The sequence below is a fragment of the Mycobacterium neumannii genome (assembly GCF_048452905.1).
Classification (GTDB): Bacteria; Actinomycetota; Actinomycetes; order Mycobacteriales; family Mycobacteriaceae; genus Mycobacterium; species Mycobacterium neumannii_B.
The window spans coordinates 392250-417266 of the sequence record NZ_JBCGVF010000007.1; the positions used below are offsets into that span (position 1 = coordinate 392250).

Annotated in this window: 24 protein-coding genes; 18 read left to right on the plus strand and 6 right to left on the minus strand. The window is 66.8% G+C overall.

Translation table 11 applies throughout. From position 1 onward, the window contains the following. Positions 1-36: 36 nt before the first annotated feature. The gene (locus AAHH99_RS22185) at positions 37-1575 is read right to left on the minus strand and encodes a carboxylesterase/lipase family protein (protein ID WP_418770623.1); all 1539 of its coding nucleotides are present in this window, start codon (positions 1573-1575) and stop codon (positions 37-39) included. Here AAHH99_RS22185 and AAHH99_RS22190 point away from each other — a divergent pair. The 5 genes from AAHH99_RS22190 to AAHH99_RS22210 all read left to right on the plus strand — a co-directional run bounded on the left by AAHH99_RS22190 (position 1574) and on the right by AAHH99_RS22210 (position 6494). Further along, on the plus strand, positions 1574-2464 hold the full coding sequence (locus AAHH99_RS22190) for a neutral zinc metallopeptidase (protein ID WP_418770624.1): 891 nt from the start codon (positions 1574-1576) through the stop codon (positions 2462-2464). The two genes, AAHH99_RS22185 and AAHH99_RS22190, sit on opposite strands and share 2 nt — an antisense overlap. After that, on the plus strand, positions 2457-4115 hold the full coding sequence (locus tag AAHH99_RS22195) for a DUF885 domain-containing protein (RefSeq protein WP_418770625.1): 1659 nt from the start codon (positions 2457-2459) through the stop codon (positions 4113-4115). The genes AAHH99_RS22190 and AAHH99_RS22195 overlap by 8 nt, the downstream gene beginning before the upstream one ends. Before the next feature lie 41 nt (positions 4116-4156). Continuing rightward, complete coding sequence (locus AAHH99_RS22200) at positions 4157-4831, plus strand: MBL fold metallo-hydrolase (RefSeq protein WP_418770626.1); 675 nt, start codon at positions 4157-4159, stop codon at positions 4829-4831. Positions 4832-4906: 75 nt separating this feature from the next. Continuing rightward, a complete protein-coding gene (locus AAHH99_RS22205; RefSeq protein WP_418770627.1) occupies positions 4907-5653 on the plus strand; it encodes an SDR family oxidoreductase in 747 nt (248 codons plus the stop codon). Between the two features lie 13 nt (positions 5654-5666). Continuing rightward, complete coding sequence (locus AAHH99_RS22210) at positions 5667-6494, plus strand: mycofactocin-coupled SDR family oxidoreductase (RefSeq protein ID WP_418770628.1); 828 nt, start codon at positions 5667-5669, stop codon at positions 6492-6494. Between the two features lie 94 nt (positions 6495-6588). Here AAHH99_RS22210 and AAHH99_RS22215 read toward each other — a convergent pair whose 3' ends face one another. Further along, positions 6589-7473 carry an acyl-CoA thioesterase gene (locus AAHH99_RS22215; protein WP_418770629.1) on the minus strand — a complete coding sequence of 295 codons (885 nt, stop codon included), beginning with the start codon at positions 7471-7473 and terminating at the stop codon, positions 6589-6591. A 77-nt stretch (positions 7474-7550) separates the two neighbouring features. Here AAHH99_RS22215 and AAHH99_RS22220 point away from each other — a divergent pair, with 77 nt between their 5' ends. The 4 genes from AAHH99_RS22220 (at position 7551) to AAHH99_RS22235 (ending at position 12016) form a co-directional block, all read left to right on the plus strand. Then, complete coding sequence (locus AAHH99_RS22220) at positions 7551-8201, plus strand: TetR/AcrR family transcriptional regulator (protein ID WP_418770630.1); 651 nt, start codon at positions 7551-7553, stop codon at positions 8199-8201. A gap of 110 nt (positions 8202-8311) precedes the next feature. Continuing rightward, entirely contained in the window at positions 8312-9535 is a 1224-nt protein-coding gene (locus tag AAHH99_RS22225) for an amidohydrolase family protein (protein WP_418770631.1), read from the plus strand. 73 nt (positions 9536-9608) lie between these two features. After that, positions 9609-10757: an acyl-CoA dehydrogenase family protein gene (locus tag AAHH99_RS22230; protein WP_418770632.1), complete on the plus strand. Its 1149-nt coding sequence runs from the start codon at positions 9609-9611 to the stop codon at positions 10755-10757. After that, positions 10754-12016, plus strand: coding sequence for an acyl-CoA dehydrogenase family protein (locus tag AAHH99_RS22235; RefSeq protein WP_418770633.1), 1263 nt, complete (start codon positions 10754-10756; stop codon positions 12014-12016). The genes AAHH99_RS22230 and AAHH99_RS22235 overlap by 4 nt, the downstream gene beginning before the upstream one ends. Before the next feature lie 8 nt (positions 12017-12024). Here the strand turns inward: AAHH99_RS22235 and AAHH99_RS22240 are convergent, their stop codons facing one another. After that, a complete protein-coding gene (locus AAHH99_RS22240) occupies positions 12025-13044 on the minus strand; it encodes an Rv2578c family radical SAM protein (RefSeq protein WP_418770634.1) in 1020 nt (339 codons plus the stop codon). A 90-nt stretch (positions 13045-13134) separates the two neighbouring features. Here AAHH99_RS22240 and helR point away from each other — a divergent pair, with 90 nt between their 5' ends. Beyond that, entirely contained in the window at positions 13135-15303 is a 2169-nt protein-coding gene (gene helR, locus AAHH99_RS22245) for an RNA polymerase recycling motor ATPase HelR (RefSeq protein WP_418770741.1), read from the plus strand. Between the two features lie 27 nt (positions 15304-15330). Here helR and AAHH99_RS22250 read toward each other — a convergent pair whose 3' ends face one another. Beyond that, positions 15331-15750 carry a hypothetical protein gene (locus AAHH99_RS22250; RefSeq protein WP_418770635.1) on the minus strand — a complete coding sequence of 140 codons (420 nt, stop codon included), beginning with the start codon at positions 15748-15750 and terminating at the stop codon, positions 15331-15333. Positions 15751-16005: 255 nt separating this feature from the next. Between AAHH99_RS22250 and urtA the strand changes: the two genes are divergently transcribed. The 7 genes from urtA (at position 16006) to AAHH99_RS22285 (ending at position 21987) form a co-directional block, all read left to right on the plus strand. Beyond that, a complete protein-coding gene (gene urtA, locus AAHH99_RS22255; RefSeq protein ID WP_418770636.1) occupies positions 16006-17271 on the plus strand; it encodes an urea ABC transporter substrate-binding protein in 1266 nt (421 codons plus the stop codon). 36 nt (positions 17272-17307) lie between these two features. Then, positions 17308-18192 (plus strand): urea ABC transporter permease subunit UrtB, encoded by an 885-nt coding sequence (gene urtB, locus AAHH99_RS22260; RefSeq protein WP_418770637.1) that lies wholly within the window; start codon positions 17308-17310, stop codon positions 18190-18192. Then, the gene (gene urtC, locus AAHH99_RS22265) at positions 18189-19307 is read left to right on the plus strand and encodes an urea ABC transporter permease subunit UrtC (RefSeq protein WP_418770638.1); all 1119 of its coding nucleotides are present in this window, start codon (positions 18189-18191) and stop codon (positions 19305-19307) included. The genes urtB and urtC overlap by 4 nt, the downstream gene beginning before the upstream one ends. Further along, positions 19304-20122, plus strand: coding sequence for an urea ABC transporter ATP-binding protein UrtD (gene urtD, locus AAHH99_RS22270; RefSeq protein WP_418770639.1), 819 nt, complete (start codon positions 19304-19306; stop codon positions 20120-20122). Before urtC ends, urtD begins: the two co-directional genes overlap by 4 nt. Next, entirely contained in the window at positions 20122-20814 is a 693-nt protein-coding gene (urtE, locus tag AAHH99_RS22275; protein ID WP_418770640.1) for an urea ABC transporter ATP-binding subunit UrtE, read from the plus strand. The genes urtD and urtE overlap by 1 nt, the downstream gene beginning before the upstream one ends. 103 nt (positions 20815-20917) lie before the next feature. Further along, positions 20918-21448 (plus strand): hypothetical protein, encoded by a 531-nt coding sequence (locus tag AAHH99_RS22280; RefSeq protein ID WP_418770641.1) that lies wholly within the window; start codon positions 20918-20920, stop codon positions 21446-21448. Then, positions 21445-21987, plus strand: a complete 543-nt coding sequence (locus AAHH99_RS22285) for a hypothetical protein (RefSeq protein ID WP_418770642.1) — start codon at positions 21445-21447, stop codon at positions 21985-21987. Before AAHH99_RS22280 ends, AAHH99_RS22285 begins: the two co-directional genes overlap by 4 nt. Positions 21988-22081: 94 nt before the next feature. Here the strand turns inward: AAHH99_RS22285 and hisS are convergent, their stop codons facing one another. Both hisS and AAHH99_RS22295 read right to left on the minus strand, forming a co-directional pair. Next, positions 22082-23347: a histidine--tRNA ligase gene (gene hisS / locus AAHH99_RS22290; RefSeq protein WP_418770643.1), complete on the minus strand. Its 1266-nt coding sequence runs from the start codon at positions 23345-23347 to the stop codon at positions 22082-22084. 9 nt (positions 23348-23356) lie between these two features. Next, the gene (locus AAHH99_RS22295; protein WP_418770644.1) at positions 23357-24043 is read right to left on the minus strand and encodes an MBL fold metallo-hydrolase; all 687 of its coding nucleotides are present in this window, start codon (positions 24041-24043) and stop codon (positions 23357-23359) included. Between the two features lie 103 nt (positions 24044-24146). Here AAHH99_RS22295 and AAHH99_RS22300 point away from each other — a divergent pair, with 103 nt between their 5' ends. Beyond that, a complete protein-coding gene (locus AAHH99_RS22300) occupies positions 24147-25016 on the plus strand; it encodes a peptidylprolyl isomerase (protein WP_418770645.1) in 870 nt (289 codons plus the stop codon). Position 25017: the final 1 nt, after the last annotated feature.

Consider the following 25017-nt stretch of genomic DNA (forward strand, 5'->3'; position numbering starts at 1 on the left):
TACTCGCACTTTCGCTGCTGGAATTCCATTTCGCGGTTAATACAGGCCCGCCCAGGCTTCGCGGCGCTGGGCGTCGGGATCGGAGACCACCGTGTCACGCGCGCTCATGATGATGCGGGTGCAGCGCCGTTGGGTATCGTAGACGGGCCAGTCGTGTCCGTTCGACCAGTGGATCTCGCCGGTTTCCCACCCCTGGCCCGCGAAGTCGAGCCAGGCCCGTTGCATGCGTCGCCCGACCGCAGGCTGCAGCCGCCGCCCCAGCGGGTGGATCTTGCGCCCGAGATATGACGCGTAGCTGTGCTGGATGTGCACGATCTCGCTGCCGTGCGTCGCTCCGAGGCCGAGCATGCGCAGGCTGAAGCCGAAGTGGTCGAAGCGGTACATGTGGGTCGGGGCGTGTGTGCTGTAGGCATCGGCGAACGCCCACGCCGGCCCGCCGAACATCACATCGGAGGCGAACGCCAGCAACTCCCTTCGGCGCGGATAGTGCGGGTACGCGGCCAGCACGCGCTGTTTGGCGTCGGGCGCGACGCGGGCGAAGTAGGCCTCCACGGACGGCTGGGTGGTCGGCAGCATCGGCGGTTTGGTCCAGGCGAACATCGACGCTTCGTGGCTGTTGGTTCCGATGATCAGCGGCACCCGCCGCAGGGTTCCGGCGCGCGCGGCGTCCACGGGGTGACGCGGCAGCAGATCGACGCCGTAGGTCAACCCGTAGGCCAACGTCGGTGTGCGCGCGGCGCTTTCGAGTTGCAGCCTGCCCGCCGCGCGGCGCAGCTCGCGTTGCGGTAGCCCCTTGAGGTCGGAGACCGGCACACCGAGTCGGCGCACGAATTCGTGTGCCTGCTCGGCGCGCAGCTCGCGATCGGCGATCAGCGGCAGCGCCGGGCTCTGCGCGATCGCGCGGCTGAAGAGACCATCGGCGGCGGGGCTGGCGATCAGCGCGAGCACCGACGTTCCGCCCGCGGACTCACCGAACACCGTCACGCGGGACGGATCGCCGCCGAAGGCCGCGATGTGGTCGCGGATCCACCGCAGTGCGGCTATCTGGTCCCGCAGGGCGAGGTTGTCGTCGAACCCGTCGCCGAGGTCGCCGAGTTCGAAGCCACCGAATACGCCGATGCGGTAGGTGATGTTGACGACGACCACGTCGCCGTTGGCAGCCAGCCGCGAGCCGTTGTACAGCTGGAACTGACCCGCACCGAACACGAAGGCGCCGCCGGGGATCCACACCATCACCGGCAGTGATGCGCTGGTGTCGGGCGACCACACCGTCAACGTGAGGCAGGCTTCGTCGCGGACCTTGGGATCGTCGCGGCCGCCGCCGACGAACGACTTCCCCTGCGGGGGCAGCGGCCCGTGCTCGATCGCGTCACGCACGCCAGTCCACGGCCGCTTCGGCTCGGGACCGAGGAACCGGCGGTCACCAACGGGCTGCTCGGCGTACGGCACACCCCGCCAGACGCCGACGCCGCCCTCGGTCGCGCCGCGGAGATCACCGAGGTCGGTGTGCACGACGACCGGATGTCCGACAACGGTGGCCACGACGGAATCGTAATGTGCAAAGCTGAACGTCATGACCTTCAACGAAGGCATGCGAATCGACACCAGCACCGCCTCGTCCAGTGGCGGCGGAGGCGGGCCCGGGCGGGGCATCGCGGTCGGCGGTGGCGTCGGCGGCCTGCTCATCCTCGTGGTGGCGCTGTTCCTCGGCGTTGACCCCAGCACGGTGCCTCAGCAGGGCCAGTACGGCAGCCAGGGTGTGCAGGCGCCGGGTTTCGACCTCAGCCAGTGCAAGACCGGCGCAGACGCCAACGCGATTCCGCAGTGCCGCGTGCTCGCCACCGCCACCTCGCTGGACGGGATCTGGCCACAGCTGATGCCGGACTACACGCGGCCGGGCGTTCATCTCTTCAAAGACAGCGTCAACACGGCCTGCGGCCCGGCGACCAGCGACGTGGGACCGTTCTACTGCCCCGCGGATCAGACCGCCTATTTCGACGTCGGCTTCTTCAACGTGCTGCGTGACCAATTCGGTTCCAGCGGTGGGCCGCTGGCGCAGGAATACGTCGTCGCCCACGAGTACGGGCACCACGTGCAGAGCCTCACCGGCGCCCTTCGCCAGTCGCAGGGCCCCGGCGCCGCGGGCCCCACCGGCGGCGGTGTCCGCACCGAACTGCAGGCCGACTGCTACGCCGGAGTGTGGGCGCACTACGCCGCCATCACCAAGCAGGAAGGCACCGACGTCACGTTCCTACAGCCGTTGACCGACAAGGACATCGCCGATGCGCTGTCGGCCGCGGCCGCGGTGGGCGATGACCGCATCCAGAAGCAGACCACGGGCCGCGTCAACCCGGAGGCCTGGACGCACGGATCGGCCGCGCAGAGGCAGAAGTGGTTCACCGAGGGCTACCGCACGGGTGATCCGCAGGCCTGCGACACGTTCTCCACCGAAAACCTTGGGTAGGACGCCAACGGCCGTCGACGCCGTCGCCGAACGCTATCTCGACACCCTCGCCGAGCTCGACCCCTGTGCTGCAACGGAAATGGGCATCACCGGCTACGACCGCAACTACGACGAGGAGATCACCGACTACTCCCCCGACGGCGTCGCCGCGCGTGCCGACGCCGCGCGCCGCGCACTGCGGGAGCTAGACACCGTCACCGCCGCGGACGCCGTCGACGAGGTGACGGTCGCGGCGATGCGCGAGCGCCTCGGCATTGTGGTCGACATCAACGACGCCGGGCTGGATATGGGCGAACTCAACGTGATCGCCTCCCCGCTGCAGTCGATGCGCGACGTGTTCGACCTCATGCCCACCGACACCGACGACGACTGGGCGGTGATCGCGCGGCGGCTGTCGCAGGTGCCCGACCGTGTCGCCGGATATGCCGACGCGCTGCGAACGGCGGTCACCATCGGCCAGCCACCCGCGGTCCGTCAGGTCGCACGCGGCATCGAGCAGTCCGCAAGCATCCAGCACCTGTTGGTGGACATGGTCGCGGCCGCGGTCCCCGACAATGCAACGCTGCACGACGAACTGCAACAGAACGCCGCTCACGCCGCGAACGCCTACCGCGAACTCGGCAGGATTCTCGGAGACGAGATCGCACCACATGCGCGCGTCGAGGACGCAGTGGGCCGCGACGCCTACCGGTTGTGCTCACGTTCCTTTCTCGGCGCCGAGGTCGATTTCGACGAGACATACGAGTGGGGCTTGGAGCGGCTGGAAAGCATTGTCACCGAACAGGAGAAGCTCGCCAAGCAGTTGTATCCCGGAACGTCGATCGCGGACGCGCTGCGGCGCCTGGACACCGAGGAGCGCTACCTCATCCACGGCGTCGACGCACTGCAGGCATGGATGCAAGACCTCTCCGACCGCGCTGTCGAGGCGCTCGCCGACACACACTTCGACATCGCCGAACCGCTGCGCCAGCTGGAGTGCCGGATCGCCCCGACCCACACCGGCGGCATCTATTACACCGGTCCGTCGGAAGACTTCAGCAGACCTGGTCGGATGTGGTGGTCGGTTCCCCACGGCATCGACACCTTCCACACCTGGCAAGAGACGACGACGGTGTTCCATGAGGGCGTTCCGGGACACCATCTGCAGATCGGGCGCGCGGTCGTGCGCGCCGACCAACTCAACCGGTGGCGGCGACTGGGCTGCTTCGTGTCGGGCCACGGTGAGGGCTGGGCGCTGTACGCCGAACGGCTGATGGCCGAACTCGGTTGGCTCGACGATCCCGGCGACCACATCGGAATGCTTGACGCGCAACGCTTTCGGGCCGCGCGCGTCGTCATCGACATCGGTGTGCACTGCGGCATGACCGCATCCGATGGCACCGTTTGGGATGTCGACAAGGCGTGGCAATTCCTGGTCTCGCACAGCGCGATGAACGAGGAGCACCTGCAGTTCGAACTCGACCGCTACCTCGGCTGGCCGGGTCAGGCGCCGTCGTATGCGATCGGCCAGCGGATCTGGCAACGGCTGCGCGACGAGATACTGGGCCGGGGTGTGTCGCTCAAGGAGTTTCATGATCGCGCCCTGGATCTCGGCGGATTGCCGCTCGACGTGCTCCGGTCCGCGCTGATGCGCGATTTCGCCTCCGGCTGAGCCTCTTTCGCGGCCCGCTCGTACGCACTAGCGTTGGACGCATGCAGTCCGTGGCCGTCACGCCGAACCTCACCATGCTCGTCGTCAACGGCTGGCAGGTCTACGCCTGGCGCGACGGTGACTCGGTCACGCTGATCGACACCGGGGCACCGGGATCCGGCGCAGCCATCGCCGAGGCGGTGCCCGCAATCGATCGGATAATCCTGACGCACGGACACGTCGACCATATCGGCTCGGCCGCAGAACTACACAGCTCGACCGGCGCCCGGGTTGTCGCCGGCGCAGGGGATGCCGCCGCGATTCGCGACGGAGCTGCGCTGCCCCCACCGGTGTTCGAGGACTGGGAGGTGCCGATCCATGCGCGTGTCGCAGCAGGATTGCCCGATGCCGCCGACCCCGTCCCCGTCGACCGGGAACTGCGCGACGGCGACATCCTCGATTTCGGTGGCGGCGCCGAGATCCTCTCGATACCGGGTCACACCGAGGGCAGCATCGCGATTCATCTGCCACACCACGGTGTGCTGCTCACTGGCGACACCATCGCCAACGTCGGCACGCTCATGCTCGGCACCTTCAACCAGGACCGTGCGCGCACGGTGGCGTCATTCCGCCGTCTTGCCGCGCTCGACATCGAAACGGCGTGTTTCGGTCACGGCGAGCCGATCGCCTCCGGCGCGGGCGCCCGTCTTCGTGAGGTCGCTGCCGCGCTGAGCTGATGGTTGCGTCGAACGCAACCGACCCCATGCGAATCGCCCAGCGAGTACCGTCACGACTGGCCAAAGGAGACACAGATGCGCATTGCCATCGCAGGTGCGACGGGAAACATCGGCGCCCGCACCGCCGCCGCGCTCGAACGCGACGGCCACGAGGTCGTCCGCATCAGTCGCTCACTCGGCGTCGACCTGATGTCCGGCGAGGGTCTGGACGCCGCGCTCGCCGGGGTGCAGGCGGTCGTCGACACGGTCAGCGCACCTCCTATCGACCGGGACGGCACCATCGAGTACTTCGGCACCACCACACGCAATCTGTTGGCCGCCGAGCAGCGTGCCGGCGTCGGACACCATGTGCTGTTGTCGATCGTCGGCATCCACGACATCGAAGGCAATCCGCACTACTCAGGCAAGCGGGAGCAGGAGCGTCTCGTCGCCGACGGACCGGTGCCGTGGACGATCGTGCCCGCCACACAGTTTCACGACTTCGCAGCCATGGTCGCCGGCTGGTTCGAGCAGGACGGGGTGTCGACCATCGCGCCGTTGCTCGTGCAACCGATCGCGCCCGACGACATCGCCGAGGTTCTCGCCGAGGTCGCACTCGGCCAACCGCAGGGCCGGTACGTGGATGTCGCGGGGCCCGAGACACAAGACCTCGTCGACATGGCCCGCCGGACGCTGGCCGCAAGGGGCAAGCAGGTCAAGCTGGTGCCGACCTGGTCGGGCATGTTCGGGTTGTCGATGTCGGGAAACGTGTTACTGCCGGGCGAGAATGCGCGCATCGCCTCGACGACGTTCGACGACTGGCTCACCGCCGGCGCCAACTGATCAGGAGAACTCGATGACCAACCCCGATACCCCGCTCGCCGGGAAAGTTGCCTACGTGACGGGCGCCGCTCGCGGACAGGGCCGTTCGCACTGCGTACGGTTGGCCCGCGCCGGCGCCGACATCGTCGCGATAGACGCGTGCGGTCCGGTCGCCGAGCACAACGGCTATCCGCCTGCGCTCCCGGAGGATCTCGCCGAGACGGTCAGCCTCGTCGAAGGCGAGGGCCGCAAGATCGTCGCCGACAGGGTCGACGTCCGCGATGCCGCCGGACAGCAGCGGGTGGTCTCCGACGCGATCGAACAGTTCGGCCGCCTCGACATCGTCGTCGCCAATGCCGGTGTGATGAATTGGGGTCGGCTGTGGGAGATTTCGGCACAGCAGTGGCAGGAAGTCCTCGACGTCAACCTCACCGGTGTGTGGAACACGATCAAGGCCGCCGTGCCGCCGATGATCGAGGCGGGCAACGGCGGCTCCATCATCACGATCAGTTCGGCAGCCGGCATCAAAGCCGTTCCCGGGTGCGGTCACTATTGCGCCAGCAAGTTCGGCGTCGTCGGGCTCACCAACTCGTTGGCGGTCGAACTCGGCGAGTTCGGCATCCGGGTCAACTCGGTGCATCCGTACGGCACCGACACCCCGATGGGCAACGACACGTCGATGTGGCAGGTCTTCGCCGACCACCAGAGCTACATCCACAGCTTCTCCCCCGGCGCGCTGCCGACGGAGTCACTGGCGGACCCGGATCTGATCTCCGACATCGTCGTGTGGCTGGCCAGCGACGCCTCGTCACTGCTGACCGCGGCGCAAATCCCCGCGGACAAGGGCTATCTCAAGATTTGAGCTTGCCGCGAGTCTGAGCTTATGCGTCAAATCCGGCCGAATTCTCGTGCAGAAGTTCAGTTTCGGCGGCCGACCGGCCGTGCCACGGGCTCGGTTACAGGCGCGACTGCTCCTTGATCGCCGTGTCGCTGGTGCGCAGCGGACGGATCAGCGCGTCCTGGGTGAACGATGCGATCAGGTCACCGGCCTCGGTGTGCACGGTTCCGCGGACATACGACATCCCTGCGCCCACCTGCGTGCTCTCGTGGCTGTACAGCAGCCACCCGTCGAATCCGAACGGCTCGTGGAAGCTGACCGACACCGTCATCGGTGCGGTCGACACGGTGACGTGGGACTGCGCGGTGCCGATGCCCTCGTGGGCGCGCATGGTCGTCGAAATACCAAGGTGTCCGGTCAGATACGCGACGAGAGCCTTGGCGAGGTCGTCGCGGACGGGGGTCTTGTCGTAGTGCACCCAGGCGTACAGTTCCGGCGGGCCGACCTCGTCGGGGCTGTTGACGTCGACCACATCGACCAGTCGGATCTCGCGACCGGCCATGGCCATGCGCGCGTCGTTCGCCTCGGCGGGCGACTTCACCTCTGGACGCGCGACGGCGTGGCGGATGACGTCATCGGTCGGGACGTCGGTCAGCACGGTGACGGTGATGCAGCGCTTGCCGTTCTGCTTGGCCGCGACGACAGCGGTTGCGGTGGAACGGCCTTCGTTGACGACGTCGATCTCCAACTCGACCGGCCCGGCCGCGACCATGACCGCCCGCGAGAACACCGCATGCGCCGACCGCACCGACTTGCCCTCGAATCGCTTGGCCACCGCCACGATCACCTGGGCGAGCACCTGGGTGCCCTCGACGACCTGCCGGTCCTCCTCACCGGCCGGGCCGGTCTCGGCGATGAATCGGTTGTCCCCGTCCCGGCGGACGTCGAACAGGTCGAGCAGGGTGTCGACGGTCCACTGGTGCTGCGCTGAGTCTGTCGTCATAACAAGGAACAGTAACCGAGCTTCTACAAAAGCGGTAACGTCGTTACCAGTCGATCTCGAGCCGGAAGGTGACGACCATGGCCAAGCCGAGCGGGCGCCCCGCTGCGGGCGCCACACGCATGGCCGACGCCGCCGATGGTGACCCCCGGCCCAAGCGCTTCATGAAGTCGGCGCTGGCGATCCTCGGCGAGACCGGACGCACCGACTTCACCGTGCTCGAGGTGGTCGAACGGTCGAAGACATCGCTGCGGTCCTTCTACCAACACTTCTCGACCAAGGATGAGCTGCTCCTCGCGCTGGTCGACAAGATCATGGCCGAGTCGACGCGCCGCTGGTGCGAAGACACCGCCGGGCTGCCCGCCGCGACGGCCCTTCGCGTGCTCATCGACCGGATCTGCACCCCACCCGAGACCACCACCCAGGACAAGGTCAACCGCGGCCTGACCAACTACAACGACCGCCTCGCCGAGACCTTGCCGCGCGAATACTCCCGTGTGCTCTCGCCGGTCTACGAGCTGATCAAGGACATCATCAACCGCGGCATCGCCGAGGGCGTCTTCCGGTCGGACCTCAACGTCGACGCCCGGGCCGCACTGATCATGCAGTCCTCGCTGGGCGCGATCCGGCTGCAGGTGCTCGGCGCGGAACTCAGCGGCGTACCAGTCGGCGCCGACGACATCTACGACTTCTGCCTCAGCGGGCTCACCGGCCCGGACAACAACGCTTGACCTGCGCCGCACCGGCAGAGAACAGGCTTCTCCGGCGCCGCTGTTTCTGCTGGTCCCAAAGTGGTAATGTCATTACCACTAACAGCCAATCAGACTTGCAGGAGGCGAACATGACACGCCAGCTTCCGTATCCCGTCTTCGACGCGGACAACCACTTCTACGAGCCCAAAGAGGCGCTGACCAAGTTCCTCCCGGACCACCGCAAGCACGTCATCGACTACATCGAGGTGCGCGGCCGGACCAAGATCATGGTGCGCAACCAGGTCAGCGACTACATCCCGAACCCGACCTTCGAGGTCGTCGCGCGCCCCGGCGCCCAGGAGGAGTACTTCAAGCATGGCAGCGGCGGCAAAAGCTTCCGCGAGGTGATGGGCAAGCCGATGAAGGCGATTCCGGCGTTCCGCGAACCCGCCGCACGACTCGAGGTCATGGACGGCCTCGGCCTGGATTACTCGCTGATGTTCCCGACCCTGGCCAGCCTGGTCGAGGAACGTATGAAGGACGATCCGGAACTGATCCTCGACGTGATCCACGCGCTCAACGAGTGGATGTACGAGACCTGGCAGTTCAACTACGAGGATCGGATCTTCTCCACCCCGGTGATCAACCTCGGCATTGTCGACCGCGCGCTCGAGGAACTCGAATGGTGTCTGGAGCGCGGCGCCAAGACGGTCCTGGTCCGGCCGGCGCCGGTACCGGGTGTGCGCGGCACGCGGTCGTTCGGGCTGCCCGAGTTCGATCCGTTCTGGGACGCCTGCGTGAAGGCCGGTATCCCGGTGTCCATGCACGCCTCGGACTCCGGCTACGCCGAGTACCTCAACGACTGGGAACCGGCCGACGAGTACCTGCCGTTCAAGCCGACCGCGTTCCGGATGGTGTCGATGGGCAAGCGGCCGATCGAGGACTCGATGGCCGCGCTGGTGTGCCACGGCGCGCTGACCCGTAACCCTGATCTGCGAATCCTGTCCATCGAGAACGGCGCCGACTGGGTGCCGTACCTGTTCAAGCAGTTCGAGGGCGTCTACAAGAAGATGCCGCAGGAGTTCCCCGAGAACCCGATCGAGGCGTTCAAGCGCGGGGTGTATGTCGCACCGTTCTGGGAGGACGACTTCGCCAAGATGGCCGACCTCATCGGCATCGACCGGGTGATCTTCGGATCGGACTGGCCGCACCCGGAGGGGCTGGCCGAGCCGACCCATCTGATCGACGACCTGCAGGGTCTCGACGAGGAAGGCCAACGGAAGATCATGGGCGGCAACATGATCGACCTGTTCAAGGTGCCCAACGAGATCGTCCACAACCCCGACGTGCCCGCGCTCGTCATCCCCGCCTGAGTTCAGGCGCCGTCGCGAAACGTGCGTGTCGATCCGTCGACACGCACGTTCGCACGATCACGAAAGAGAGCCCGTGACCGATAGCTCGAACAACGGCACGAATCCTGAGGTACTGCTCTTCGCCTCGACCACGCAGTCGTTCCTCGAAAAGGAAGTGCCGCTGAGTCGGATACGCGAGATGCACGACGCCGGAACCTCGTTCGACGCCGATTGGTGGCGTCGCGCCGTCGAACTGGGCTGGACCAGCCTGCTGGTGCCCGAGGAACTCGGCGGCGGCAGTGTTTCCGGTAACGGCGTCGAGGATCTGGCGCTGGTCGCCGAGATCGCAGGCAAGACCGTCGCTCCCGGCCCGCTGCACCCTGTCAGCACCGTGCTCGCCGGGCTGGTGGAGGCGCCCGCCGGCCACGAGGACACCATCGAGGCCTTGGTGGCCGGCGACGCGGTGGCCAGCTGGGCGGTGTACGAACCAGGGCAGCAGTGGTCACCGCTGACGCCGACCGCCACCGCCACCGCCACCGCGACCGGGTTCCGTCTCGACGGGGTCAAAGACCGGGTCGAGGCCGGCGCCGACAGCGCATTGTTCTTGGTCACAGCACAATCCGACGACGGTGTCCGACAGTTCCTTGTGCCCGCGGACGCACCGGGTGTGCGCGTGGAGCCGCAGCGCTCGATCGACATGGTCAAGACGTACGCCCGCGTGCACTTCGACGGGGTCGAGGTCGATGCGGGCGCGGCGGTCGGCTCTGCCGACCAGACACCTGCCCTGATCGAGCGGCAGACCCAGATCGCCTGCGTACTTCAGTGCGCGGAAGTGGTAGGCATCCTGGATACGGTGCTGGCCTTCACGATTCAGTGGGGCTTCGACCGGCTCTCCTTCGGTCGCCCCCTTGGCTCGTATCAGGCACTCAAGCACAAGTACGCCGACCTGAAGATCTGGTTCGAAGGATGCCGTGCCACGACCAACGCCGCGGTGGCCGAGGTGGCAGCGCAGACTCCCGGTGCGGCGATGGCCGTCAGCGTCGCGAAATCGTACGTGGGCGAATACTCACCGGGCATGTTGCAGCTGTGCGTGCAGCTGCACGGCGGCATCGGGGTGACGTGGGAACACGACCTGCACTTGTTCTTGCGACGAACCACGTTGAACCGCTCGATGTTCGGCACTCCCGAGGAGCACAACCTGCGCGTCTACTCCCTCACCAAGAACCTGGAGCAAGCGTCATGACCGAGACCACATCGGCCCCCGCCGCGACCGCCACCACGGAGTCGGTCGAGGAGTTCGCCGCCCGGGCTCAGGCGTGGCTTGCGGAGAACATGCCGCCGATCGATCCGAACAACCCACCCGAACACGACCGCGGTGAAGAGGAGCCATGGCTACGCGCGCGGGAACTCCAGAAGCGGTTGTGGGAGGGGGGATTCGCAGGCATCTGTTTCCCCAAGGAGTACGGCGGGCTCGGACTGCCGATCGCCTATCAGAAGGCGTTCGACAGGGTGTCGCGTGCCTATGAACTGCCGATCATCCTCAACACCCCGACGTTCACGATCTGCGCGGCCACCATCCTCGACACCGGTAGCGAAGAGCAGAAACGACAGCACATCTCCGCGGCGCTGCGCGGCGACGAGGTGCTGGTGCAGCTGCTGTCGGAACCGAGCGGCGGCTCCGACCTCGCCGGTGTGATCACCCGCGCCGACCGCAAAAGCGACAAGTGGGTGATCAACGGAGCAAAGACCTGGAGCACAAGCGCTTTCGCCGCTGACTACGGGTTGATGCTCGCGCGCACCAACTGGGATGTGCCCAAGCACGAGGGCCTGACGATGTTCCTGGTGCCCATCAACAGCCCCGGCATCACACTGCGCCGCATCAAGCAGGTCAACGGTTCCGTCGAGTTCTGCGAGGAGTTCTTCGACAACCTCGAACTCGACGAGGACGCCGTGGTCGGCGAGGTCAACGCGGGCTGGCACGTCGCCTCCCGGCAGCTGTACCACGAACGGCGCGCCGTCGGCGGCGGATCGGAGTTCGCCAGCGGGATCGGTGCCGAGGGCAAATCCGATGTCCCGACCAATTACGTTGAGCTGCTTGAGAAGGCGGGTCAGGCCGACAACGCGCGGCTTCAGGAGATGGCCGGGCGCGCGCTGGTGCACCGGACCGTGCGCGAGCAGCTGATCGACCACGTCTACCACGGTGTGCTCGACGGCTCGCTACCGCCGGCCGCCGGGTCGATCATCCGCATCGCGCACGCCGACGTCCATCACGTCGAGTTCGACACGGCGCTGGCGATCACCGGCAGCGCGGGTGTGGTCGACGTCGACGGTGTGTTGATCCGTCACGGCGAGCGGTACCTGTCGCGCCAAGCCGCCGCCCTCGGTGGCGGCACCACCGAGATCGCGCGCAACATCATCGGCGAGCGCGTGCTCGGCTTCCCCCGCGAACCCGCCGCCGATCGCGACGTGCCGTTCAAAGAGGTCAAGCGCAACAGAGGCTGACCCATTCCTCAGAAGAGGGTGGGTTGCAACGCTGGGACGGGTGAAGCTGCGGGCGGAGTGTCTGTGGCGCGGAACGACCGGCGGTCGGGCGCCAGGCCGTGCTTGGCCACGAGCGGTGCCGCACGGCCGTGCAACATCTTCCGGTAGTCCTGCGGCAGGTAGGCGCCGCGGCGATACAGTTCGCGGTACTTGGGCACCAGCTCCGGGTGCGAGCCGGCCAGCCAGTTCATGAACCAGCCGCGCGTGGAACCACGCAGGTGCAGGCCGAACACGGTGACACCGGTGGCGCCTACCGCCGCGATCTGGGCAAGCAGCGCATCGAGATGCTCGGCCGAGTCCGTCAGATGCGGCAACACCGGCGCCACCATCACATGACAGTCCAGACCGGCGTCCCGGATCGCGGCGATCATCCCGAGCCGCGCCTGCGGCGACGGTGTGCCCGGTTCGACTTCCCTGTGCAGCACCGGATCCCCGACTGCGAGCGAAACCGCCACGCTGACGTCGACCTGCTGCGCGGCCTCGCGGATCAGCGGCAGGTCGCGCCGCATCAGGGTGCCCTTGGTGAGGATGGAGAACGGCGTACCGGAATCGGTCAGCGCCGAGATGATCCCGGGCATGAGCGCATAGCGGCCCTCGGCCCGCTGGTACGGATCGGTGTTGGTGCCCAAGGCCACCGTCTCGCGCTGCCACGATCGCCGCGACAATTCGCGGCGCAGCACGTCGGCCACGTTGGTCTTGACCACGACCTGACTGTCGAAGTCGCTGCCGCAGTTCAATTCGAGATATTCATGCGTGGGCCGCGCAAAGCAATAACGGCAGGCGTGTGAGCAACCGCGGTAGCCGTTGACCGTGAAATTGAACGGCAGCATGGCCCCGTTTGGCACCTTGTTGAGCGCCGATTTGCACAGCACTTCATGAAACGTGATGCCCTCGAACTGCGGCGTCCGCACGCTGCGCACGAAACCGATACGCTGCAAGCCGGGCAGCGCACCGTCGTCGACGCCGACACCCTGACCATCCCACCGCATATACTCGATTCGAACTCACGTTCGATGGGTTGTCAAGGTCGACGCGCGCAAGCCGGCTTTGCAGAACAAATTATTGGGGGCGATGTGGCGATCGACGGCCACGAGGACGAACTGCGTTCCGAGCAGCGCTACATCGACGGGTTGTACGCGCGACTCGACGCCGAACGCGCACGGGTGCGGGCGCACTACGACGCGGCGCTGCGCGGTGACGGCGGCTCACTCGTCGACCGCGACGCCGAGGTGCGCGCGGTAGCCACGCGGATGAACCGGCTCAACGTGGCCGACCACGGGCTGTGCTTCGGTCGGCTGGACAGCGTCACGGGCGACCGCCTCTACATCGGTCGTATCGGCTTGCTGGACGAGGCCAACGAGTACGAGTCGCTGCTTCTCGACTGGCGGGCTCCCGCGGCGCGCCCGTTCTACGTCGCCACCGCGGCCCACCCCGAGGGCATGCGCCGGCGGCGCCAGTTCCACTCCATCGGGCGTCGCATCACCGATTTCACCGACGAGACCCTGGGCAGGCCCACCGAAGGCGCCCAGGGTGACGCCGCGCTGCTCGCGGCGGTCAACGCGCCTCGCGGCGATGGCATGCGCGACATCGTTGCGACCATCCAGTCCGAACAGGACGAGATCATCCGGATCGATCACCCGGGTGTGTTGGTGATCGAGGGCGGCCCGGGCACGGGCAAGACGGTCGTCGCATTGCACCGGGTCGCCTACCTGCTCTACACGCAGCGGGAGCGGATGGAACGCCACGGCGTACTGGTGATCGGCCCGAACACCGCGTTCCTACGGCACATCGACCGGGTGCTGCCCTCGCTCGGCGAGACCAACGTCGTGTTCATGACGACCGGTGACCTCGTTCCCGGCCTGCGGGTCACCGCCGAGGACACTCCCGACGCGGCGCGGGCGAAGGGATCGCTGACGATGCTGGACGTGCTGGCCGCCGCGATCGCCGACCGGCAACGGGTCCCCGAAGAACCGGTGCCGATCAAGCTGGCCGACGTCACGGTGCGGATCGATGCCGAGACGGCCGAGTGGGCGATCCAGGAAGCCCGTGACAGCGGCTTGCCGCACAACGACGCGCGCGCGGTGTTCGTCGACGTCATCACCTGGGTGCTCACCGAGCGCGCGATCGCACGCATCGGCAAGGGCTGGCTGACCCGCGACGCCAAAGCGGCGTGGGAACACCTGCGTGCCGAGCTTCTCGACGAGCTCGCTGACCACGAAGCGTTCAACATCGCCCTCGACGGGCTGTGGCCGGAGCTGACACCGGAGGCCCTGCTGTCCGGGCTCTACGAGTCTGTTGAACGACTCAGTGCCGCAGGCGCCGACGAGTCCCTACTGCGCGCGCCCGGCGACCACTGGACGGTGTCGGACGTGCCGTTGCTCGACGAGCTGGTCGACATGCTGGGCGGCATCAAACCGGACCCCGCGGCCGAGAAGGAACGCCGGGAGGAGGCCGCGTACGCCGCCGGTGTGCTTGACCTGATGGTGGCCCGCGAAGACCTCATGGACGATGAGGATCACCTGATCGCCGCCGACCTGCTCGACGCCGAGGAACTCGCCGAACGTTTCGTCGAGCGCGACAACCGTGACGTCGCCGAACGTGCTGCGGCAGACCGTGATTGGACATACCGGCACGTCGTAGTCGACGAGGCGCAGGAGCTCTCGGAAATGGACTGGCGGGTGCTGATGCGTCGGTGTCCCAGCAAGTCCTTCACCGTGGTGGGCGATCTCGCGCAACGCCGATCGGCAGCGGGCGCCACGTCATGGGGGTCGATGCTCGAACCGTATGTGCCCGGGCGCTGGGTGTACCGGCCGCTGTCGGTGAACTACCGCACGCCCGCCGAGATCATGGACGTCGCCGCGGGCCTGCTCGCCGAGTTCGCCCCCGACGTGCGGCCACCCGAATCCGTTCGCGCATCCGGTGTTCGGCCATGGGCGCGCCTCATCGATACCGACGAAATACCCGCCGCGATCGAGGAGTTCCGTCGCGACGAAGACGGCCGCGATGGGACCAGCGTCGTGATCGGGCCTGCGGGAATGGACGGGACGTTGTCACCGTCGGAGATCAAGGGCTTGGAGTTCGACGCGGTTCTCGTCGTCGAGCCGGGCCGAATCCTCGCCGACGGTCCCCGCGGGGCGGCCGATCTCTACGTCGCGCTCACGCGCGCGACACAGCGGCTCGGTGTGCTGCACACCGAGCCGCTGCCACCCACGTTGAAATTGTCCGAGCTCCAGAGCGTGGCCGACTGAGCGGCCGCGATACCTACAGCGGCGCGGTCACCACTGGCTCAGCTGGCACTGCACCGTGTAGGTGCCGTCCTGCTGCACCGCCACCTCACCGTCGATCGCGATCTCGCAGTGCGGGTTCGGGGAAGCTTGCATGGCGTGTACTCCGGTGCTCGCGGTGAGGATCGCCCACTGCGGATCCGACATCGTCGTCTCGAACACCCACGGCACGCCCGGCTGCAGGACCACTTCTTCCTTCTTCAGGTACGCATAGGCGTCGGCGTTGTAGGCCTCCTTGCTCGGAGGCTGAGCCGTCAGATAGTTCAGTTGAAAATCGGCAGGAGCCGTTGACGTCAGCGTGTACCGGACCACGTGGCCTTCCGACTGGGCATTCGCCGTCGCATGGCTGACCGCGACTGACGCCGCCGCCACCATGAGAGCCGCCCCGACCTTGGTTGTAGCTGTTCGCATGTTCGTCACATCGCCGGACGGTACCAAACCGTTACAGCCCCGGCGTCGCCGCGACCGGGCGCATATCGTGCGTCGCTCGACGGCAAACGACCTGCAGAGAAGTGACAGGTTAATTTGTTCGTCACACGCAGACATTTCCCAGAAACACCGCCGCTCTAACGTCCCGATTCGACAATCACGCGACGTCGGGACTCTCGCGCCCGACTCGACGCTCATCGCCGATGTGCGCTGCGGATATATAGGGAAAGGCTGTTCATGCGACTACCACGACGGTCCTCCGTGAGACGTTCAGCACTCGTTGCCGGCGGAATCGTCGCTGCGACAAGTCTGGTGCTGGCCGGTTGCGGAAGCAAGGCGACCGAGTCGGACTCGGCAAACGCCCAATCGTGTGTCGACACTTCGGGCCCGACGATCAAAGTGGGTGTGCTGAACTCGTTGTCGGGCACGATGGCCATCTCCGAAGTGACCGTCCGCAACGCCATCGACCTCGCGGTCGAGCAGATCAACGCCGACGGCGGTGTGATGGGCAAGCAGATCCAGCTCGTCGGCGAGGACGGGGCGTCCGAGCCGACGGTGTTCGCGGAGAAAGCCGAGAAACTGATCAGCAGCGACTGCGTGGCAGCGGTGTTCGGCGGGTGGACGTCGTCGTCGCGCAAGGCCATGCTGCCGGTCTTCGAGAGCGCAAACTCTCTGCTGTATTACCCCGTGCAGTACGAGGGCCTGGAGTCGTCGAAGAACATCTTCTACACCGGCGCCACCACCAACCAACAGATCGTGCCCGCGCTGGACTACCTCAAAGAGAAGGGCGTCAAGTCGCTTTATCTGGTGGGCAGCGACTACGTGTTCCCGCAGACCGCCAACCGGATCATCAAGGCATACGCGGGCGCCAACGGCATCGAGATCAAGGGCGAGGACTACACCCCGCTGGGCTCGACGGACTTCTCGACCATCGTCAACAAGGTCCGCACCGCCGACGCCGACGCCGTGTTCAACACGCTCAACGGCGATTCCAACGTCGCCTTCTTCCGGGAGTACCGCAACGTCGGCCTGACGCCGGAGGCGATGCCGGTGGTGTCGGTGTCGATCGCCGAGGAAGAGGTCGGCGGCATCGGCATCGGCAACATCACCGGTCAACTCACCGCGTGGAACTACTACGAAACCGTCGACAATCCGGTCAACAAGGCGTTCGTCAAGGCTTACAAGGACAAATACGGCGCCAACAAGCCGACCTCGGATCCGATGGAGGCCGCCTACGTCTCGGTGTACCTGTGGAAGAACACGGTGGAGAAGGCGAAGTCGTTCGACGTCAAAGCGATTCAGGACAATGCGGGCGGAGTGACTTTCGACGCCCCGGAGGGCCTGGTCACCATCGACGGCGATAACCACCACATCACCAAGACCGCACGCATCGGCGAGATCCGGCCCGACGGGCTGATCTACACGATCTGGGAGTCGCCGGGCCCGATCGAACCCGACCCCTATCTCAAGTCGTATCCGTGGGCGGCCGGTCTGTCCAGCTGAGGCTCCGGGCGAGCGAAGCGACGGGAGTATGTCGTAGTGGATATCCTGATCGGGCAGCTGGCAACGGGATTGAGCCTCGGCTCGATCCTGTTGCTGGCCGCGCTGGGGTTGTCGCTGACGTTCGGCCAGATGGGCGTCATCAACATGGCGCACGGCGAGTTCATCATGGCCGGCTGCTACACCGCCTACGTGGTGCAGCAGATCGTATCGAGTGCCGGTGCGTCGCTGTTGATCTCGCTGGCGGTCGGATTCTTGATCGGCGGCGCGATGGGCGCGCTTCTGGAGACCACGCTCATCCGCCGGATGTATCACCGGCCGCTGGACACACTGCTGGTCACCTTCGGTGTCGGGTTGATCCTGCAGCAAGTCGCTCGCGACGTCTTCGGAGCTCCCGCGGTCAACGTGGTGGCACCGGCGTGGCTGTCGGGCGGGGTCGAGATGTTCGGGGCGGTGGTGCCCAAGACCCGGATCTTCATCCTGGTGCTGGCCGTCGTCTGCGTCGTGGCGCTGGCCACCGCACTCAAGGTCAGCCCGATGGGACGGCGGATCCGGGCCGTCGTCCAGAACCGCGACCTCGCCGAGACCAGCGGAATCTCGTCCCGCAAAACCGACATCACAACGTTTTTCATCGGTTCGGGGCTGGCCGCGGTGGCCGGTGTCGCGTTGACGCTGATCGGGTCGACCAGCCCGACCATCGGGCAGAGCTATCTGATCGACGCCTTCCTGGTGGTCGTGGTCGGTGGACTCGGCCAGATCAAGGGCACGGCCATCGCGGCGTTCGCGCTGGGCTTCTTGAACTCGTTCATCGAATACAACACCACCGCATCGCTGGCCAAGGTGATCGTTTTCGTGATCATCGTGATCTTCCTGCAGGCTCGGCCGCAGGGCCTGTTCACCGTCCGGACAAGGAGTCTCGCGTGAGAACCTTCGTTGGCCGCTGGCAGACGTGGGCCGGTTTCGCGGTGGCCGCGGTGCTGCTGTTCGCCGTGGCGCCTGCGGTACTGTCCGATTTCCGGCTCAGCCTGCTCGGCAAGTTCCTGTGCTTCGCCATCGTCGCGGTCGGCATCGGATTGGCCTGGGGCCGCGGCGGAATGCTCGTGTTGGGTCAGGGCGTGTTCTTCGGTCTCGGCGGCTACATGATGGGCATGCATCTGAAGATCTCGGATGCACAGTTGCGGGGCGACGATGTGCCGGACTTCATGCAGATCGCCGGTGTGCGCGAATTGCCCGGCTACTGGCAGCCGTTCGCCTCCCCCATCTTCACCCTGGCGGCGATCCTGGTTGTGCCGACCGCGATCGCGGCCGCGCTGGGGCTCGGCGTGTTCAAGCGCCGCGTCAAGGGCGCCTACTTCGCCATCCTGTCGCAGGCGCTGGCTGCCGCGCTGGCGATCCTGCTCGTCGGGCAGACCAGCTTGGGTGGCAGCAACGGTCTCAACAGGTTTCGCACGTTCTTCGGGTTCACCCTCAACGACCCGGCCAACCGGCGCATGCTGTACTTCATCGCCGCCGGCGTGTTGCTCGCCGTCGTCGCGGTGGTCCGCCAACTGATGCAGAGCCGATACGGCGAGCTGCTGGTCGCGGTTCGCGACGGTGAGGAACGTGTCCGCTTCCTCGGCTACGACCCGGCGAACATCAAGGTGGTCGCCTACACCGTGGCGGCACTGTTCGCCAGCATCGCGGGCGCGTTGTTCGCCCCGATCGTCGGGTTCATCGCACCGTCGCAGGTCGGCATCCTGCCCTCGATCGCGTTCCTGATCGGCGTGGCGATCGGCGGGCGCACCACGCTGCTGGGACCGGTGCTCGGCGCGATCGGGGTCGCGTGGGCGCAGACGCTGTTCTCCGAACGCTTCCCCTCGGAATGGACCTATGCACAGGGCCTGCTGTTTATCGTCGTTGTCGGCTTCTTCCCGGCAGGGCTGGCCGGTCTGGGTGTGCTGTTCAAACGGCGCCGGATCCGCAGGCGCACGAAACCCGTCCCAGCCGAGCCCCAACCGCAGGCCGACCCCGACGCCGAGAAGGTGGGTGCAGCCACATGACGGCAGAAGCGGAACCCATCGCGGGCGGCAACGTCGGCATGGGCACCGAGTACCTCGAAGTACGCGGGCTCACAGTCGATTTCGACGGCTTCAAAGCGGTCAGCGATGTCGACTTGACGCTGTTCCAGGGCGACCTACGCTTCCTGATCGGCCCGAACGGTGCGGGCAAGACGACGGTCATCGACGCGATCACCGGCCTGGTCGACGCCACCGGGTCGGTCAACAAATCCGGCGTCGAACTGCTCGGCAAGAAGGTGCATCAGATCGCCCGGCTCGGGGTGGGTCGCACGTTCCAGACAGCCACCGTCTTCGAGCAACTGACCGTGCTGCAGAATCTCGACATCGCGGCGGGTGCGGCGCGGTCGGTGTGGACGTTGTTGCGGCGCCGCAAGGGTGTGCTTCCCGCGATCGAAGAGGCGCTCGACACCATCGGGTTGACCGACCTGGCCGACAAGCCGGCCGGGGTGCTGGCCCACGGACAGAAGCAGTGGCTGGAGATCGGCATGCTGCTCGTGCAGAACGCCGACGTGCTGCTGCTCGACGAACCCGTCGCAGGCATGAGCCACGAGGAACGCGAGGAGACGGGAAAGCTGTTGCGCCGCATCGGTGCCCAGCGCACGGTCGTCGTCGTCGAACACGACATGGACTTCATGCGCGCGTTCGCCACGTCGGTGAGCGTGCTCGCGCGCGGGCAGGTGATCGCCGAGGGCTCTGTCGCCGAGGTACAGGCCAACCCCAAGGTGCAAGAGGTCTACCTCGGCACCGCCGCGGCGGGTACCGCCGATGTCCCCGCCGAACTCACCGAGGAGTCCTGATGCTGTCACTGGTCGACGTGCGTTGCGGTTACGGCCGTTCCGAGGTCATCCACGGGGCCAGCGTCGACGTGCCCTCCGACGGAGTGGCCGCGGTGATGGGCCACAACGGAGCGGGTAAGACCACGCTGCTGCGCGCCGCGGTCGGATTGCTGCGATGCAGCGCGGGCAAGGTGCTCTTCGACGGCGACGACATCAGCAGGCTGCGCCCGAGCGCACGCGTCGCGCGTGGACTGGCCTACGTGCCGCAGGGCCAGCAGTCGTTCGGCCAGCTCACCACGATGGAGAACCTGCAAGTTGTCGCGGACGGACGCAAGAATGGTAAGCGGCTCATCGACGAACAACTCGACCTGTTCCCTGCCCTCAAGGAGCTGTTGACTCGTCGCGCCGGTCTGCTCTCCGGGGGTCAGCGCCAGCAGTTGGCGATCGCCCGCGCGCTGATCACCACGCCGAAGTGCCTGATCCTCGACGAGCCGACCGAGGGCATCCAGCCGTCGGTGGTCGCCGAGATCGAGGCGGCGATCACCGAGCTGACCCAGCGGGGTGACATGGGCGTACTACTGGTCGAACAGCACATCGGTTTCGCGCTGGAGTCCTCGCAGCACTACTACGTTCTCGAGTCCGGTCACGTGACCTCCAGCGGTGCAGGCGGCTCGTCCTCTGAAGCCGCCGTCCGCGCGGCGATGGCCATCTAGCCTTTGTGCCCCCTTCCGCGAGCGGGCGCGTCTGCCTACGACACGCCGCGCATTTCCAGCAGTTTGCGCACGCTCGGGGCCGGCGAAGTGGCACAGTGCACGCGTGAACACAGCTTCGGAGCCGCAGGTACTGGCCGACACCGGCGGACTTGTCGTCACCGACGACGGTCGTCGGGTGTTGGTCGTGGACCGTGGGACGGGACCGCTGACGGTGCTGGCGTTCGTGCTCGGCGTCCTGACGATCGTCGTCGCCGGGTTCGGGGTGATCACGCTGATCGGCGGTTCCCCGTCGAGGGCGTTAGGTGCCGTCTTCCTCGCCGTCGGCGTGGCACTGGCGGTGGCCGCATTTCTCGTCGTCCGCAGAATCCGCAAGTACCGCAGCCGACCGTTGCACAGTTGTCGGCCCGCCGCGGTACTCGACCGCAAGCTCGGGTTGTTCAGCTACCGCGGTGGCGCCCTGGTGCAGCTGGATCAGGTGCGCTTTGCGCGCAAGTTCCAAATCGGGTCCAGTTCACCGAAACTCGTCGCCGTCACACCGGGCGGAACAAAGACGCTCAAGCGCGGCAACCCGTTCGACGGCGGGGTCGGACACATCGACGAACTCCTCAACTCGGTCGCCCGCGGCTCTGCGTGAACCCGTCGCTCGAGCCGATCGCACTGACGGATCAGGGGCCTGTGGTGGTGGCCGAGCGCGGGTTCGACGTTCTGCTCATCGACCGCGGACGCGCGCCGACGGAGATGACGGTGCTGCTGTTGACGATGTCGGCGCTGATCTTCGGCGGCTTCGGCGCCGTGTCGATCTTCTACGCGTTCGCGTATTCGATGGTGTGGCCCTCGGCGGCGATCGGTGCGACGCTGCTCGTCATCGGCCTCGTGGCCTTCAGGACGATGATCCGCGGCGGCGCAGCACTTCGACACATGCGGATGACACCGCTGAGCGCGTACCCCGCGGTGGCCGTCTTCGACCGCCGGAACCAGACCTACCGCGACGGCACCGGTGAGATCGTGGCGCCGCTGAACCAGGTGCAGTTCGAGCGGCGGTCGCGGTTGCTGACGTCGACTCTGGTCGTGGTCACCCCGTCATCGACGCGAGTCCTTATGCGCGGCAACGTGTTCAGTGGCGGCGTCGGAATGCTCGACCGGGTGCTCACCGACGTCGTACACCGCGCTTGAGCACGCTCGATAGCCCACGAGTGTGCGCAAACTGTCGGAATTTCGCGGCGCGTCGTGTGCAGACCCGCACGCTCGCGCCACTAGGGCCAAGAAATCAGGCGCGGTTGAGGCGGGCCAGCACTTCGGCCAACACGTCGTCCACCGCTACGTCCGTCTGCTGCCCCGTCGCCAGGTTCTTCACACCGATCGTGCCCGCCTCGATGTCGCGGTCACCGGCCACCAGCGCAAGCGCCGCACCCGAACGGTCCGCTGCGCGCATCGCCCCCTTGATCCCGCGGTCGCCGTAGGCAAGGTTGACGTGCACACCCGCCGCCCGCAGTCGCGCGCCCAGCACCGACAGCGTCACCTTGGCCTGTTCGCCCAGCGGCACGCCGAAGACATCGACCCGCGCCGTCCCGCCGACGGTCTTGCCCTCGGCTTTCAACGCCAGCAATGTGCGGTCGACACCTAAGCCGAATCCGATGCCCGACAAGTCTTTTCCGCCGAGCTGTGCCATCAAGCCGTCGTAGCGTCCGCCCCCTCCGACACCCGACTGGGCGCCGAGCCCGTCATGGACGAACTCGAAGGTGGTCTTGGTGTAGTAATCCAGCCCGCGCACCATCCGCGGGTTGATGAGGTACGGCACCCCCAACGCGTCCAGATGTGCCAGCACGGTGTCGAAGTGCTGTTTGGCGACGTCGGAGAGGTGGTCGAGCATCACCGGCGCATCGGCGGTCATCTCACGCATCTTCGGGCGCTTGTCGTCGAGCACCCGCAGCGGGTTGATCTCCGCGCGCCGCCGAGTCTCGTCGTCGAGGTCCAGCTTGAATAAGAAGTCCTGCAACAGTTCCCGGTACTGCGGACGGCAGGTCTCATCACCTAGCGAGGTGATCTCCAGCCGGAAACCGTCGAGTCCCAGCGATCGGAATCCCGCGTCGGCGATCGCGATCACCTCGGCGTCCAGGGCCGGGTCGTCGACGCCGATGGCTTCCACCCCGACCTGCTGTAGCTGACGGTAGCGGCCGGCCTGCGGGCGTTCGTACCGGAAGAAGGGCCCCGAGTAGCACAGCTTCACCGGAAGCGGCCCGCGGTCCAGACCGTGCTCGATGACGGCGCGCATCACCCCCGCGGTGCCCTCCGGCCGCAACGTGACCGAGCGGTCACCGCGGTCGGAGAACGTGTACATCTCCTTCGAGACCACATCGGTCGACTCGCCGACCCCCCGCGCGAACAACGCGGTGTCCTCGAAGATGGGCAGCTCGACGTCGCCGTAGCCCGCCCGCCGGGCGGTGTCGAGCAGACCGTCGCGCACACCGACGAACTGCGCCGAGTCCGGCGGCAGGTAGTCCGGGACGCCCTTGGGCGCCTGAAATTCACTCACATGAGCTCACTAGATCAAGCCTTCGAGAAACGGGTTGGTGCGGCGTTCGACGCCGATCGTGGACTTCGGGCCGTGCCCCGGTAGTACCACGGTGTCGTCGTCGAGCACCAACAGTTTGTTGACGATCGAGCCGAGCAGGTCCCGACCACTGCCGCCCGGCAGGTCCGTCCGGCCCACCGACTGCCGGAACAGGGTATCGCCCGTGAACGCGACCGAACCCGGCCCCGACCCGATGGCCTCATCGACGCGGAACACCACCGACCCGCGGGTGTGTCCCGGCGTGTGGTCGACGGTGACCGTCACACCGCCCAACTCCACCTTGTCGCCGTCCTTGTCGAGTTCGACGACCTGCTTGGGCTCGCGGAACAACGCACCGAACGCAGAGCTGGCCAGCCCGCCGAGGAACCCCCGCCCGAAGTCCTTGATCGGATCGGTCAGCATGAAGCGGTCCTCGGGATGGATGTAGGCCGGACAGCCGTACATGTCGGCCACCTTCTGGGCCGACCAGATGTGGTCGATGTGGCCGTGCGTGAGCAGCACCGCCGCAGGTGTCAGCCGGTTCTCGTCCAGGATGCGGCGCAACGGCCCCATCGCCCGCTGGCCGGGGTCGACGACGATGGCGTCGGCACCGGCCCGTGGGGCCAGCACGTAGCAGTTGCACGCCAGCATGCCGGCGGCAAACCCGGTGATGAACACGCCGTCCAGTTTCCCACCACACGATGGCGTGGGTCGCGGCGCCACACTCAGCAATGCCTGGCACACTCGTTCCCGATCGACCGACAAGAGGAGGACATCAGCGGTGCCGACCAACGAACAGCGGCGGGCGACGGCGAAGCGCAAGCTCGAGCGGCAGTTGGAGCGCCGCGCGGAGAAGGCACGCAAGCGGCGCCAGTACGCGATCATCGGCTCGGTGGCCGGCGCGATCGTCGTGGTCGCCGCGGTGGTCGCGCTCGTCGTCACCAACCGCGGCTCCGACAGCCAGACCGCGGCCGCCACCGAAACCTCCCCCACGTCGGCGGCCCCGTCGGCGCCCGGATCGCTTCCGGCGTTCGTAGCACCGGCCGGACTCGGCGAGAACTGCCAGTACCCGGCGTCCGCCGAGCAGGCCAGCAAGCCGGTTGATCCGCCCCGCGCAGGCAAGGTGCCCACCGAACCCGCCGAGATCAGCGCCAGCATGTCCACCGACCAGGGCAACCTCGGCCTGCTGCTCGACAACGGCAAGGCGCCGTGCACGGTGAACAGCTTCGCCAGCCTCGCCCAGCAGGGCTACTTCGACAACACCCCTTGCCACCGGTTGACCACCGCCGAACAGCTCAAGGTGCTGCAGTGCGGCGACCCGACCGGCGAGGGCACCGGCGGCCCGGGCTACTCGTTCGCCAACGAGTACCCGACCAACCAGTACCAGCCCGACGACCCCAAGCTCCAAGAGCCGGTCACCTATCCGCGCGGCACCCTGGCCATGGCCAATGCCGGCCCGAATACCAACGGCAGCCAGTTCTTCCTCGTCTACGAGGACTCCAAGCTGCCGCCGAACTACACGGTGTTCGGCAGGATCGACGACACGGGGCTGGCCACGCTGGACAAGATCGCGCAGGGCGGTGTCGCCGGCGGCGGCCAGGACGGTGCTCCGGCCACGCCGGTCACCGTGAAGTCGATCCTGTTGGACTGAC

Coding starts and splice junctions, on each gene's coding strand:
- AAHH99_RS22215 (WP_418770629.1), bottom strand. CDS start 7,473: ATGACGACAGACTCAGCGCAGCACCAGTGGACCGTCGACACCCTGCTC.
- AAHH99_RS22205 (WP_418770627.1), top strand. CDS start 4,907: ATGCGCATTGCCATCGCAGGTGCGACGGGAAACATCGGCGCCCGCACC.
- AAHH99_RS22235 (WP_418770633.1), top strand. CDS start 10,754: ATGACCGAGACCACATCGGCCCCCGCCGCGACCGCCACCACGGAGTCG.
- AAHH99_RS22225 (WP_418770631.1), top strand. CDS start 8,312: ATGACACGCCAGCTTCCGTATCCCGTCTTCGACGCGGACAACCACTTC.
- AAHH99_RS22200 (WP_418770626.1), top strand. CDS start 4,157: ATGCAGTCCGTGGCCGTCACGCCGAACCTCACCATGCTCGTCGTCAAC.
- urtD (WP_418770639.1), top strand. CDS start 19,304: ATGACGGCAGAAGCGGAACCCATCGCGGGCGGCAACGTCGGCATGGGC.
- urtE (WP_418770640.1), top strand. CDS start 20,122: ATGCTGTCACTGGTCGACGTGCGTTGCGGTTACGGCCGTTCCGAGGTC.
- AAHH99_RS22250 (WP_418770635.1), bottom strand. CDS start 15,750: ATGCGAACAGCTACAACCAAGGTCGGGGCGGCTCTCATGGTGGCGGCG.
- AAHH99_RS22185 (WP_418770623.1), bottom strand. CDS start 1,575: ATGACGTTCAGCTTTGCACATTACGATTCCGTCGTGGCCACCGTTGTC.
- AAHH99_RS22240 (WP_418770634.1), bottom strand. CDS start 13,044: ATGCGGTGGGATGGTCAGGGTGTCGGCGTCGACGACGGTGCGCTGCCC.
- urtA (WP_418770636.1), top strand. CDS start 16,006: ATGCGACTACCACGACGGTCCTCCGTGAGACGTTCAGCACTCGTTGCC.
- AAHH99_RS22190 (WP_418770624.1), top strand. CDS start 1,574: ATGACCTTCAACGAAGGCATGCGAATCGACACCAGCACCGCCTCGTCC.
- AAHH99_RS22220 (WP_418770630.1), top strand. CDS start 7,551: ATGGCCAAGCCGAGCGGGCGCCCCGCTGCGGGCGCCACACGCATGGCC.
- AAHH99_RS22210 (WP_418770628.1), top strand. CDS start 5,667: ATGACCAACCCCGATACCCCGCTCGCCGGGAAAGTTGCCTACGTGACG.